12 protein-coding genes are annotated in these 12,985 nt (G+C 69.8%); 6 read left to right on the top strand and 6 right to left on the bottom strand.

All coding sequences use genetic code 11. The features are described 5' to 3' along the window. The first annotated feature begins 29 nt into the window (after positions 1 to 29). A complete protein-coding gene (locus ASF51_RS05615; RefSeq protein ID WP_055926314.1) occupies positions 30 to 803 on the top strand; it encodes a class I SAM-dependent methyltransferase in 774 nt (257 codons plus the stop codon). Beyond that, positions 800 to 1,927 (top strand): aminotransferase class V-fold PLP-dependent enzyme, encoded by a 1,128-nt coding sequence (locus tag ASF51_RS05610; protein ID WP_055926311.1) that lies wholly within the window; start codon positions 800 to 802, stop codon positions 1,925 to 1,927. The genes ASF51_RS05615 and ASF51_RS05610 overlap by 4 nt, the downstream gene beginning before the upstream one ends. 73 nt (positions 1,928 to 2,000) lie before the next feature. Here the strand turns inward: ASF51_RS05610 and ASF51_RS05605 are convergent, their stop codons facing one another. Further along, entirely contained in the window at positions 2,001 to 2,777 is a 777-nt protein-coding gene (locus ASF51_RS05605; RefSeq protein WP_055926308.1) for a 1-acyl-sn-glycerol-3-phosphate acyltransferase, read from the bottom strand. A gap of 89 nt (positions 2,778 to 2,866) precedes the next feature. Continuing rightward, a complete protein-coding gene (locus ASF51_RS05600) occupies positions 2,867 to 3,151 on the bottom strand; it encodes a hypothetical protein (protein ID WP_055926305.1) in 285 nt (94 codons plus the stop codon). Positions 3,152 to 3,285: 134 nt separating this feature from the next. Between ASF51_RS05600 and ASF51_RS05595 the strand changes: the two genes are divergently transcribed. Together ASF51_RS05595 and ASF51_RS05590 are read left to right on the top strand one after the other, a co-directional pair. Next, the gene (locus tag ASF51_RS05595) at positions 3,286 to 3,654 is read left to right on the top strand and encodes a hypothetical protein (RefSeq protein ID WP_055926302.1); all 369 of its coding nucleotides are present in this window, start codon (positions 3,286 to 3,288) and stop codon (positions 3,652 to 3,654) included. 78 nt (positions 3,655 to 3,732) lie between these two features. Further along, positions 3,733 to 5,154: a serine hydrolase gene (locus ASF51_RS05590; RefSeq protein WP_055926298.1), complete on the top strand. Its 1,422-nt coding sequence runs from the start codon at positions 3,733 to 3,735 to the stop codon at positions 5,152 to 5,154. A gap of 11 nt (positions 5,155 to 5,165) precedes the next feature. On the opposite strand, the gene ASF51_RS05585 is transcribed toward ASF51_RS05590, so the two are convergent. The 3 genes from ASF51_RS05585 to ASF51_RS05575 are packed head-to-tail and all read right to left on the bottom strand — an operon-like array spanning position 5,166 to position 10,497. Continuing rightward, positions 5,166 to 6,023, bottom strand: coding sequence for a PhzF family phenazine biosynthesis protein (locus tag ASF51_RS05585; protein ID WP_055926296.1), 858 nt, complete (start codon positions 6,021 to 6,023; stop codon positions 5,166 to 5,168). 35 nt (positions 6,024 to 6,058) lie between these two features. After that, entirely contained in the window at positions 6,059 to 9,286 is a 3,228-nt protein-coding gene (locus ASF51_RS05580; protein ID WP_055926293.1) for an AAA family ATPase, read from the bottom strand. After that, entirely contained in the window at positions 9,283 to 10,497 is a 1,215-nt protein-coding gene (locus ASF51_RS05575) for an exonuclease SbcCD subunit D (protein WP_055926290.1), read from the bottom strand. The genes ASF51_RS05580 and ASF51_RS05575 overlap by 4 nt, the downstream gene beginning before the upstream one ends. 80 nt (positions 10,498 to 10,577) lie before the next feature. Here ASF51_RS05575 and ASF51_RS05570 point away from each other — a divergent pair, with 80 nt between their 5' ends. After that, a complete protein-coding gene (locus tag ASF51_RS05570; protein ID WP_055926287.1) occupies positions 10,578 to 10,916 on the top strand; it encodes an SH3 domain-containing protein in 339 nt (112 codons plus the stop codon). Between the two features lie 56 nt (positions 10,917 to 10,972). On the opposite strand, the gene ald is transcribed toward ASF51_RS05570, so the two are convergent. Next, positions 10,973 to 12,097 carry an alanine dehydrogenase gene (gene ald, locus ASF51_RS05565; RefSeq protein WP_055927971.1) on the bottom strand — a complete coding sequence of 375 codons (1,125 nt, stop codon included), beginning with the start codon at positions 12,095 to 12,097 and terminating at the stop codon, positions 10,973 to 10,975. 132 nt (positions 12,098 to 12,229) lie between these two features. Here ald and ASF51_RS05560 point away from each other — a divergent pair, with 132 nt between their 5' ends. Next, positions 12,230 to 12,742 (top strand): Lrp/AsnC family transcriptional regulator, encoded by a 513-nt coding sequence (locus tag ASF51_RS05560; protein ID WP_055926284.1) that lies wholly within the window; start codon positions 12,230 to 12,232, stop codon positions 12,740 to 12,742. The last annotated feature ends 243 nt before the right edge of the window (positions 12,743 to 12,985 follow it).

Raw genomic sequence — 12,985 nt, 5'->3', positions numbered from 1 at the left:
CCCCGGTGGTCGAACCTAGAATCGACAGCATGCCCCGCTCCACCGACCATGCCCTGTCCTTCGGCCGCAACGTCGGCGACTACGACCGGGGCCGTCCGAGCTACCCGGCCGAGGCCGTCGACTGGATCCTCGAACAGGCCGGGCCGGCCCAGCCGGCGGACCAGGCGCATCCGGCCGACTCTGCGCTGGTCGACCTCGGCGCGGGAACCGGCAAGTTCACGGCGGCGCTCGTCGGCCGCGGCCTGCGGGTGGTGGCGGTCGAGCCCGACGCTCTGATGCGTGAGCGGCTCTCCGCGAACCTGCCGACGGTCACCGCGCTCGAGGGCAGCGGCGAGCACCTTCCGCTCGACGACGCGAGCGCCGCGCTCATCACCGTGGCCCAGGCCTGGCACTGGGTCGACGTCGACGCCACGTCGCGCGAGGTCGCCCGCGTGCTCGAGCCGGGAGGCGCCCTCGCTCTCGTGTGGAACATCCGCGACGCCGACGTCGACTGGGTCGCCCGACTCGGCGAGGTGATGGGGGCGTCCGAGGCCGAGAAGTACGACAGCGTGACCCCGCCCGTCGGTGCGCCGCTCGAACGACAGGCCTACCGCGAGTTCCGCTGGGTGAACGAGGTGACCCGGGAGCAGTTCTTCGCCATGGTCACCTCGCGAAGCTACGTGATCACGATGGCCGACGCCGAGCGCGACGCGATGCTCGCCCGCCTCGGGGAGCTGCTCGACGAGCATCCGGATCTCGCCGGCCGCACGAGCTACCCCATGCCCTACGTGACCCGGGTCACGATCGCGCGGGTCACGGCATGAGCGCGGCGCTGAACGAGGTCGAGTACCTCGAGAGCTTCGCCGAAGACCACCTCTACCTCAACCACGCCAGCTACGGGCCGCCGTCGCGTCAGGTGGCAGCGACCACCGAGCGACTGCAGAACCTCGCGATGGCCGGGGGCTTGAGCGCCTCCGCAACGCTGCACTCCGAAGACGCGCGGGCGCGGGCGGCGGTCTCGGCGCTCACGGGAACACCCTCCGAGCGCATCGCGCTGACCACGAGCACCTCGCTCGGGCTCATGCAGATCGCCTTCGGCGTGAGCGGCGAGGTTCTCGTGAGCCCCGACGAGTTCCCCGCGAACGTCTACGCGTGGCGCCGGGCGGAGGACGCGGGGCTGCTCACCGTGCGCACGCTGCCGGGCGGAGGCCCCTCCGCCCCCACCCGCGTGACGCCCGAGCTTGTTCGCGACGCGCTCATCCCGTCGATCAACGCGGTCGCCGTGAGCGCCGTCGACTTCCGCACCGGGTTCCGCGCCGATCTGGCCGGCATCCGCGAGGTCATCGGCGACCGCCTGCTGATCGTCGACGGCATTCAGGGCTTCGGCGTGATCGACGCCGACTGGACCATCGCCGACGCCGTCGCCGTAGGCGGGCAGAAGTGGCTGCGGGCCGGCTGGGGCGGCGGGTTCGTCGCGTTCAGCGAGCGGGGCCTGGATGCGATCCGCCCGGTTCTCGGCAGCTGGACCGGTGCCGAGAACACCGGACTCTACGACGGGCTCGAGCACGCGATCCTGCCGGATGCCCGGCGCCACTCCATCACCAACCTGTCGCCCATGGCCATGGGCTCGCTGGCCAGCGCGCTCGAACTGGTGTCGTCAGTAGGCATCGCCCGTGTCGAGCAGCTCATCGCCGGCACCGCCGATGTGCTGATCGAGGAGCTCGACGCCGCGGGCGTTCCGGTTCTGTCGCCGCGCGAGCACAGCCTGCGCGCCGGCATCGTGGTGGCGGGCTTCGCCGACGGCACCGCCGCGCGGGCGCACGCGGCCCTCACCGACGCGGGCGTGACGGCCACGCTGCACGGGACCGATCGCATCCGCTTCGCCGTTCATGCGACGACCACCGACGACGCCGTGCGAACCGCGGCGCGTATGCTCGGCAGCGTGTAACGAATTCGGGAGGAGACGTGAGCCGCGTGGATAGTGGCCTCGGCGAAGCGCTCCTCCTGAATACGCAGCGTCGCTAGCCCTTCGCAGCCCGCTCGGCCTCGCGGCGCCGCTCGCGCGCGGCGTCTGCCTCGGCGGCCTCGGCCACGGTCGGGGCGGTCCCCCCGAGCGAGCGCGGCTGCCACCACTGGCCCGTTCCATCGACGGGGTAGCTCGCCTGGAGCTCGTCGACCATCGTCTGCATCGTGACGCGCAAGGACTCTGTCACCTGCGTGATGTCATCCTGCTCGCCGACCACGATCGGCCTGCCGAAGGCGAAGTGCACGGGAACGCCGAATCGCTGCCTCAGCGGAATCGACCGGTTCTTCGTGAGCAGCCGCTGCCCACCCCAGACGGCCACGGGGATGATCGGCACTCCCGCGTCGCGTGCCAGGCGCGCGGCACCCGACTTGAGCTCGCGAACGGTGAACGACGAACTCACACCGGCCTCGGGAAAGACCCCGACGAGCTCGCCCGACTTCAGGGCGGCGACAGCGTTGCCGAAGGCCGCGGCGCCCGCCTTCATGTCGACGGAGATGTGATGCATTCCGCGCAGTAGCCACCCCACCGCGGGTTTGTCGAAGGCCCGCTTGGTGGCCATGAAGCGGATGCGGCGGCGGTTGTGCAGCCACGTCTGCCACTCGACGAGCGCGAACTCGAGGTAGCCGAAGTGCGTCATGGCGAAGACGGCGCCGCCGGAGGAAGGGATGTTCTCGAGGCCGGTGGCCGAGTGCGTCGTGCGCAGCCCGGCGAACATGGTTCGACCGATGCCGATGGCAGTGGAGTAGATGGGTTCGCTGGAGCGCCGCGTCATGCGAACAACGGTAGTGCGGCCGCCTGCTAGAACGCGGTGTGGCGGCGGGCCATTGACACGGCTCCGGATGGGCCGGTCATCCCCGGCGGTCAGCCCCGGCGGTCAGCCTGGGTGATACCGCCGTGGTGGTCGGGGCGCGGGTACTCGCGCGACGCCGGCTCGTGGTCTTCGACGGCGAGCGTGTCGCTCTCGGGGCGGCCGTATGCATCCGGATCGGGCGGGGTCTCGGCCTCGTCGACCGTGACCGTTCCGTCGATGTCGGTGGCGATGTTCTCGCCCTCGGCGCGCTCGGTGATCCAGTCTGCGGCGGCTTGCCGGTCGCGCGTCTCGTCGCTCGGTCTTGAGCTCTCGTGCGAAGTCTCGTCGTGCGTCATCGCATCAGCCTACGTCCGGGGCGACGAAGCCGTGGCGGGGGTTGCTTCAGAGGCGTAGCTTTGATGTCGTTCCGTGCGAAAATAGAAGGTCGAACCCACACGATGGGTTGAAAATCGAGGAGACCACACACCCCATGGCCAACGCTGGATCCAAATGCCCCGTCTGCTCGCGCACCGTCGCCGTGGGCATCGTCTCGCAGACCCTTGTTCAGCACGAAGACAAGACCGGCTTCCGCTGTGCCGGATCAGGCACCAGCCCCGGCGCCGGCCGACCGGCCGCGGCGCCACGTAAGGCGCCGGCATCCGGCACACCGCGCAGCAGCACCGCGGCCAAGCGCACCAGCCCGCCCACCAAGGGCGGCGTCACCGTGCGCCGCGTCGAGGTCGACCAGGAGGAGCTGGCCCGTCGGCAGGAGAAGCAGGAGCGCATGCGCGAGGAGCGCGCCGCGGCCGCCCGCGAGCGCAACGACGCGAACATCTCGTACTTCGACGAACTCAGGTAGTCCTCTCGGCGGAGGCCCCGCACGAAGCTCGTTCTCGCGGGGGATGTGTGCCGCTCGGCCGCTGGCCAGACTGAGGGCATGACGACGAACCGCACTTCCGCCCCGCTCAGAACACCGGCCGCGGAGCGCTCCCGCCGCCTCCGGCGCCGCTCGGTCTTCGCCGCCCTCGCCGCCGCCGTCGCCCTCGCCGTGTCGGCCTGCGCGACGAGCAGCCCCGAGGCATCCGCCCCGCCCACCGCGGTCGCGCTGCCCGACACTCCCGTCGGCGAGAAGGCGCAGTGGGTGCTCGACGCCGTCAACTCCGACGCCGAGACGACCGAGGCCGAGGTCGAAGCGAACGTCGGGGCGGAGATGCTCGAGCAGGTGCCCGCCGGCCAGCTGGTCACCGTGTTCGCCCAGATGGGCGATGCGAAGCCGTGGATCGCCGCAGAGGTGAGCGAGGAATCGAACGGCCTCGTGGTTCTGCTGCACAGCGACGCGGCCGAACTGCAGATGTCGATCTCGGTCGACGAGCAGCAGCTCATCAACGGGCTCCTCTTCCAGGAGCCTCCCGCCGATCGCACCCCTGCCGCCTCGTGGCAGGAGCTCGAGAAGAACGTGGGTGCGCTCGACGCCGACACGAGCATGACCGTGACGCGCGTCGGTGCGGCTGCCGCCGGCTCGGGCGAGCGCATCGTCGACATCGCGGGCGATGCGACCAAGCCGCTCGGTTCGGTGTTCAAGCTCTACATTCTGGGCGCCGTGGCCGACGCGGTTGCCGCGGGCACCCTGTCGTGGGACGACACCCTGATCATCTCCGACGACACCCGCAGTCTTCCGTCGGGTGAGCTTCAGGACCTGCCGAGCGGCACGCTGGTGACGGTTCGGGATGCGGCGACGAAGATGATCCAGATCAGCGACAACACCGCCACCGACCTGCTCATCGACAGGGTCGGGCGGGAGGCCGTCGAGGCGCAGCTGACGATCATGGGCCACCACGACCCGTCACTGAACACGCCCTTCCCTAAGACCAGGGAGTTCTTCCAGCTCGGCTGGAGCGCCGACTTCGCTGACGCCCAGGCGTCATGGGCGGACAGCTCGGTCGACGAGCGCCTCGCCGTTCTCGCGGGGATGCCCGGCGGAGTCCTCGACGCGGCATCGCTCGACCTGTCGAAGACGGCCTGGCAGAAGGGCATCGACTGGTTCGCGAATCCGGCCGACCTCGTGGCGGCTCACCTGGCCCTGCAGCAGAAGGCGGCGACGCCCGCCGGCGAGCCGGTACGCGGCATCCTGTCTGCGAACCCGGGGCTGCAATTCGACGAGGAGGTCTTCCCCTACGTGGCGTTCAAGGGCGGCAGCGCTCCCGGAGTGCTGGCCGGCAGCTGGCTGCTCGAGCGCGCCGACGGCGAACGCTTCGTGATCACCCTGCAGGCCTCGTCGCTCGACCCGGCCGACGTCACCGACACGGCACTCATCTTCGGAAACGTGACCGACGCGGCGACGCTGCTCGCCGACGAGTAGCGCGAGGTCTCTCAGGCGATCGGCGTCGCCGTTCCCGTCACGACGATGCCGCCCGCGGCCGGGATGTGCACCAGCAGCCTGCTGGGCCTGCCCACATGCGAACCCTGGGTGATCTCGATGTCGGCCGGGGCATCCACGAGGCCGAGCGCCCGCAGGTAGGCGCCGAACGCGGCGGCCGCCGAACCCGTGGCGGGGTCCTCCGTGATCTCCCCCACCGGAAAGAGGTTGCGGCTGTCGAACTCGGCCGCGCCCGTCGGGAAGATCGTCGTGACGGTGCCCGTCCACCCCTGCGCGTCCATCAGCTCGCTCATCGCGTCGGGGTCGAAGGTGAAGGAGTCGAAGTCGTCGCGATCGGCGAAGACGATGACCGGATGCCTGTTGCCGGCGAACGAGACACGCGGAGGGAAGGCAGGGTCGAGGCGGTCGGTCGACACCGAGAGAAGCCCGAGCAGAGTCTCGAGCACGCCCTCGTCGAGAGGATCGACCGACGGCTCGACGCTCGTGAATGACGCGGTGATGGCGTCACCGTCGGCCGTGGTCGTGATCGTCACCGGACCGACCGGCGTCTCGAACACGAAGACCCCCTCGCCGCCTCGGAGGGCGAGCGCCACCGCCGTGGCGACGGTCGCGTGGCCGCAGAACGGAACCTCGGCCAGCGGTGAGAAGTAGCGCACACGAAGGTGACGGCTGTCGCCGTCGATGCTGCTCTCGGTGATGAATGCGGTCTCGGCGAACCCGATCTCGGCCGCGATGGCCTGCATCTCGGCGTCGGTGAGCGTCGAGGCGTCGAGCACGATGCCCGCCGGGTTGCCGCCGCCGGGTGCGTCGGAGAAGGCTGTGTAGCGGAGGGCGGTGCTCGCATCGGTCATACGTCCATGCTGGCAGATGCACGCCGCCCCGGCCCCTACGCTCTCTGGTCGATCTCGGAGTATCCCTGCGGCACGACCGTGATGCGCAGCCTCGACGGGATCTGCTCCTTCATCGCTTCGACGTGGCTGATCAGACCGATCGTTCGGCCTCCCGATCGCAGGCTGTCGAGGGTGGACATGGCGATGGCCAGCGTGTCGGAGTCGAGCGAACCGAAGCCCTCGTCGATGAAGAGCGTGTCGAGCGTGATGCCACCCGCCTGGTTCGACACGACCTCGGCGAGACCGAGGGCGAGGGCGAGCGACGCGAGGAAGGTCTCGCCGCCCGACAGCGAATGCGTGGCTCGCGCCCTGCCGGTGTGCTGGTCGAGGATCGCGATGCCGAGTCCGGACCTCGTGTTGCGGTACTGCACCGAGTCGTCGTGCTCGAGCGAGTAGCGGCCACCGGTCATCACCGCGAGCCGTGCGTTCGCCGCCCTGATGATCTCTTCGAGCTGGGCCGCGAGAACATACGACTCGAGCCGCATGCGCATGGTGTTGGGCTCAGCGCCCTCGACCGAGTTCGCCAGCGAACGCATGGTCTCGTATTCGGCGAGCAGGGTCTCGGATGCGTCGAGCCGCTCGAGCGCGTCGCCCACGAGACTGCGGAGTCGGCCGAGGCGATCTGCCACGGAGCCCGCGGCGACTCGGGCCTCGTCGCGGTCGGCACCGGCCGCGCGGCGTGCCTCGGCGGCCGGCTCGATCTCGATGGATGCCTCGGGCAGCTCCTGCAATTCGGGTTCGGCGAGGATCGCCGCGGCCGTGGCGCGGGCCACCTCGTGGGCGCTGATGCGGCCGGAGAGGTCGTCGCGCTGCGGAGCCGTGAGTCGGGCCTCTGTGACCTCGTCCGAGTCGGAGAACAGCTGCTCGTCGAGGTGCTCGCGCAGCGTCTGCCGGGCGTGCTCGAGCGCGAGCCTCTTGTCGGCGTGCGCCAGCAGGGCCGCCTCGAACTCGCGAGTGACCGTGAGCAGGTGCTGCAGGTCGAGCACCCTCTCGGCGACCGAGGAGTGGTCGCCGCGGTGCTGCTCGACGAGCTCGGTGATCGATTCGATCTGGGAGACGAGCGAGGCCCGCGCGTTCTGCGTGGTCTGCAGGGCCGACGTCAGCACGTCGACGGTGGCGGTGATCGACTCGAGTTCTGCCCGCAGTTCGGTCACTCGCGACTCGAGGGCCTGCGCGGCACCGTCGGCATCGACGGCCGACGCCAGCGTGGCCCTGGCCGACTCGAGGTCGGCGTCGATCTCAGCGGGCGACCGCCCTTCGCTCGCCGAGGTCGCCGACGCGTGCCGGGCGGCCAGGTCTTGAACCGCGACGCCCGCCTCGGCCAGGGCGTCGCCTGCCGCCGCGAGCAGGGTTCGCTGCTCAGCGATCTCGGCGTCGGTGATCGGTTCGCCCAGCTCGCTGGTCCAGGCGGTGGGGTTCGGGTGCTCGGTGGCTCCGCAGACGGCGCACGGTTCGCCGTCGACGAGTCTCGACGCGAGCTCGGCCGCGTGCCCGTCGAGTCGACGGGTGAGCAGGTCGTCGTATCGGCCGCCGGCCGCCTTGTTGGCCGTGCTCGCGGTCTTCTCGACCACGCGCGCGGCGTCGAGGTCGAGTTTCAACTCGGCGGCGAGCACGGCCGACTCGCGCGCCGTGGCCAGGCGCGTGACGCGGTCTTCGGCGTCGGAGCGGCCGGAGGCCTCGACGAGGCGGGCGTTGCGCTGCTCGACGACCTCGTCGATGAGGCCGGGAAGTGTCTTCGCGCGCTCAGTGGCCTCGTCGACATCGGCCTGCTGCGCCTTTTCGGCGGCATCGTATTCGGCGACGCGAGCGGTGAGGCGGGGAATGCGCTTCTCGTCGGCGAGAACCACGTCGAGCCCGCCCATAAGACGAGAGAGCTCGTCGGCGTCGGCCGCGAGGGAGTCGGGTGTGGGGGGTGAGTCGGACTCTGCGGCGCGCTGCGCAGACGCGCCCGCTGCGGAGGACGCCTCTCCGAGACCCGACAGCGTTGTGGCCTCGGCGTAGGCGACCCGCGCGGCCCTCTCGGCGAGGGCAGCTCGATCGAGTGCCGACTCCGCGGTCTCCTGAGCGCCCACATGGGCCCAGACGATCTCGGCTCGGGTCGCCGCCTCGAGCCGGCGCCTGTCGTCGTCGACGGACTCGTCGAGTCGAACGAGCTCGGCCAGCTGAGCGGCCGCCTCATCGCGGCGAGTCTGGAGTCGACGAAGGTTCTCGCGCTCGCGCAGCTCCGCCTCGGCGGCGCTGAACCGCTCGTCGGCCACAGCCACGTGCTGCCGGGCGGAATCGAGTTGACGGTCGAGGTCGGCGAGGGCGTGCTCGAAGTAGGCGCGGTCGATGGGACGCCCCGCGGCGGAGGATTCGGGTACCGCGGGAGCCTCAGGCTCGACGAGCACCCCGGAATCGCCGGGAGCCTCAGGCTCGACGCCGTCGTCTTCAACAGCGTCGCGATCTTCGGCAGAGCCCCCACCCTCCGCAGCACCGACCGCCACGATCGCCGCCACCTGGCTGCCGAGCTCGGCGATGCGCTCGGCGGATTCGCGCTGCCGCACCTCGAGGGCCTTGCGCCTCTCGACGAGGGCACGCTCGATGTCGGCGAAGCGGCGCGTGCCGAACAGGCTCTGCAGCACGGACTGGCGTTCGTCGTTCTTGGCGTGGAGGAACTTCTGGAAGCGGTTCTGTGCCAGCAGGATGACCTGCAGGAACTGGTCTTTGCTGAGCCCGAGGATGCCGTCGAGGGCGATGCCCACCTCTCGGGGAATCGCGGCCACACCCTGCCACTCGTCCTCGTCGCCGGAGGCATGCGGCAACAGTTCGGCCGGCGCACCAGACGCGCCAGATGACATCGACGCCCCCGAGGCCTCGCCGACCCGCACGAAGAGCTGCGCGGCCGCCGGGCTCTTGGTCGTGCCCACGCCGTTCTTCTTCGGCCGCTCGTAGTCGGGCGAGCGCCGCACCCTGTACTGCTGCCCGCCCGTGCTGAACCAGAGTTCGACGTAGGTGGGGTCGCCCGGTTCGCAGTAGTCGCTGCGCAACTGCTGCTGCGTGCCCTCGTAGCGCGGCACGCCCGCGTAGAGCGCGAAGCAGATGGCATCGAGGATGCTCGACTTGCCCGCGCCGGTGTTGCCGGTGATCAGAAAGATGCCATCGTCTGAGAAGGCGTCGAAATCGATGTGCTGTGCCGTCTTGTACGGGCCGAATCCGGCGATCGTGAGGCGGTTGATTCTCACGCGGTCGACTCCCGGCCGGCCTGCTCGGCGATGATCTCGACGATCAGTTCGGCCTCGTCGTCGCTCGGACCCACCCCGTTGCGTACGAACTCGAGGAACCCGGCGATCACCTCGTTGTCGGATCGCGCGTGCAGTCGTTCGGCGTAGCTCGCCGCGGCATGCTCTGCCACGATCGTGGGCTGATGGGTGAGGGCCACGGCGTAGGGAAACCGCGACTGGATGCGACGCATGCCGTCGATGGGTCGCGCCTGGTCGGTGAGCACGACGGAGACGAAATCGCCCTCGGCAGTCGACAGCGCGGGGTCGGCGAGCAGCTCGTGGAGCTCGCCGGTGAGGATGCTGAGCGGCCGGGGCACGGGAAGGTCGACCCACTCGACCGTATCGAGACCGGCCGCATCGAGGTCGACCAGCCAGGCGCCGCGGGGCTTGGCTGCCTCGCCGAACGAGTAGTGCAGCGGCGCGCCCGAATAGCGGATGGCCGGGGTGAGGGTGGATCGGCCGTGGATGTGCCCGAGCGCCACGTAGTCGGGGCCATCGAAGACGTCGACGGAGACCAGGTCGAGGCCGCCGGCCGTGATGTCGCGCTCGACGTCGCTGGCCTCGGATGCGGACGCGTCGGCAGCCGCATCACCATCAGCGCCCGCACCACCATCAGCACCCGGGACGTTGACGACGAAGGCGTGCGACAGCACCACCGACCTCGCGCCGTCTCGCCGCGCGATGTCGTCGCGGATGCGCTGCATCGCGTAGCCCAGAACCTGGGAGTGCCGCCTCATCTCGACCTCGGGAAAGAGGTGCCTGACCAGCGCGGGCTCGAGGTAGGGGATGCCGTAGAACAGCACCGGCCCGTATTCGTCGTCGATGACGACGGGCTCGTCGAACTGCTCGGGGCGGGTGATGACGTGGATGCCCGCCAGCCCCGCCCACTCGCTCTGGAACCCGAGCCGCGTGGCCGAATCGTGGTTGCCGCTGGTGATGACCACGGATGCGCCCGCGTCGCGGATCTGCCGGATGGCCCTGCTGAGCACGTCGAAGGCCTCGCGCGCGGGCGTGGCCGAGTCGAAGATGTCGCCCGACACGACGACGACGTCGACCGACTTCGCGCGCACGATGTCGGCCAGCGCGTCGAGCACCGTGCCGAGGTTGGCGAGCGTGGAGTGACCGTGGAACGTTCGACCGATGTGCCAGTCGGACGTGTGCAGGATTCGCATGAGCCAACGCTATAGCCGCCCGCCGACATCGATCGCCGCGACCCATTGCGCGTGCCTCGGCGACCTCCTCAGAATTGACCATGCGCATCACCACCGCCCTCGTGTCGCACGAGATTTCGCAGCCCCACCCGATGCGCGTCGACATCGGAGACAGGGTCGTCGTGGGCGAGCGCGACGCCGACTGGCCCGCGTTCGTCTTCGTCACGGGCGATGCCGGCAGCGGCCGCGTTCCCCTGCGCTACCTCTCGCGCGCGCGTCCTGTCGCCGTGGTCAACACCCCTTACGACACGAGCGAGCTGCCCACCCGCGAGGGCGACGTGATCGAGGTCGTGCGCGAAGACCGGGCGAGCGGATGGCTGTGGTGCCGATCGCTCGACGGCCGGCAGGGCTGGGTGCCCGCCACGAGCCTGGTCGACTGAGCCCGGCCGACGGGCCCGGCGATCGGGCCCGGCCGACCGGGCCCGATCGACAAGGCCTAGGCCGTGCGGGCCAGGAGTTCCGCGGTGTCGTGACCCACGACATCCAGAGCCGTGGCGACGCCCGCGTTGTAGACGCGACCGTCGTGCGTGTTCAGGCCCTTCGCGAGCGCCGGGTCGTCGGCCAGGGCGCGGGCCCAGCCCTTGTCGGCGAGCGCCACGACATACGGCAGCGTCGCGTTGGTCAGAGCCCGGGTGGATGTCTCGGGTACGGCCCCGGGCATGTTCGCCACGCAGTAATAGACGGTGTCGTGCACCGCGAACACGGGGTCGTCGTGGGTGGTGGGGTGCGAGCCCTCGAAGCATCCGCCCTGATCGATCGCGATGTCGACGAGAACACTGCCCGGCTTCATCGTGGCGACCATCGCATCGGTGACGAGCTTGGGCGCCTGCGCTCCCGGAATGAGCACGGAGCCGATCACGAGGTCGGCCTCCTTCAGCTGCGCGGCGATCTCATAGGCCGACGAACTGCGCGTCTGGATCGCGCCGCCGAAGCGGATCTCGAGCTCGCGGAGGCGGGGAAGGGAGAGGTCGATGATGGTGACGTCCGCTCCCATGCCGAGCGCGTTCGCGGCGGCGTGCTCTCCGGCCACGCCGCCGCCGATCACCACGACCTTGGCCTTGGGCGTTCCGGGGACTCCGCCCAGCAGGATTCCGCGACCGCCGGCCGCGCTCATCAGGTGGAAGGCGCCGACCTGGGTCGACAGCCGGCCCGCGACCTCGCTCATGGGCTGCAACAAGGGCAGCGAGCGGTCGGCGAGCTGCACGGTCTCGTAGGCGATGCCTGTGGTCCCGGCGGCAAGAAGCGCATCGGCACAGGCTCTGGATGCGGCCAGATGCAGATAGGTGAAGAGCGTCTGGCCGGCACGCATGCGCGGGAACTCCTCGGCGACGGGCTCCTTCACCTTGAGCACGAGCTCGGCGCTCGCCCAGACCTCGTCGGCTGTCGTGGCGATCGTTGCCCCGGCCTCGATGTACTGCTCGTCGCTGATGCGGGAGCCGACTCCGGCGTCTTGCTCGACGACGACAGAGTGGCCGCGGCGCACCAGTTCGAAGACTCCGGCCGGCGTCGCCGCTACCCGGTTCTCGTTGTTCTTGACTTCTTTAGGCACTCCGATGTGCATGATGACTCCGTCCGTCTGCGGCACCTGGAGGTGCCGAAAGTTCTGGGTCGATTCTTGCCAAAATTCGTTTCTGGCAAACGGAAACCGTAGTATGAGCGATACTCCGACCAGAATCTGTGAAATAGTTCGGTCATGACCGACCCAACGAGCGCTGCGGCGAACGATCGCCGCCCCTCTCAGGCACCCGCCGAACTCGACGAGATCGACCGGTCGATCCTGCGCATCCTGCGGGCCAACGCGCGCATACCGAACAACCAGCTGGCCGAGCGCGTCGGCATCGCGCCGTCGACCTGCGTGGCCAGGGTCAGGTCCCTCGTCACCCGCGGGGTGATCACGGGCTTCACGGCCAACGTCGACCCGTCATCCGTCGGGCTGAGCCTGCAGGCGCTGATCAGCGTCACGATCAGGGCGGGTGCGCGCAACCTCATGGTCGAGCTCGGACAGGAGATCCGGCAGTTCCCCGAGGTGGTGCAGCTGTACTTCCTCGGAGGCGCGGAGGACTTCATCATCCACGTCGCCGTGCGCGACAGCGCCGCCGTGCGCGATTTCGTGCTCGACAACCTCTCGGCGCATCCGGCCGTCGCATCGACCCGCACGAGCCTGGTCTTCGACCACGACTACAGCGGCGTGTCGATAGCGCCCTGACGCCGGGAGCCGACTTGTCAACGGGTCGAACCGCGCTCGTGCCCGAACTACTCTCGCCGTAGAAGCAAAGACGCCGACGCAAAGGGGCACACCTGATGGACTACTTCTGGCTCGAAGCCTTCTATCTGGGCCTGCTCGGACTCGCGGGGCTGGCGATCGCGGGGATCTCGGTGATCGTGCTGCTGCGTCTCTTCCGCGGTCAGCGCTGACGCATCCGCGCCCGTTCGGTACATCCGCGCCCGG

The sequence above is a fragment of the Agreia sp. Leaf283 genome (genome assembly GCF_001422485.1).
Lineage (GTDB): Bacteria > Actinomycetota > Actinomycetes > Actinomycetales > Microbacteriaceae > Agreia.
The sequence above is the reverse complement of the archived record's forward strand: the minus strand, read 5'-3'. Positions and strand labels throughout refer to the sequence as shown.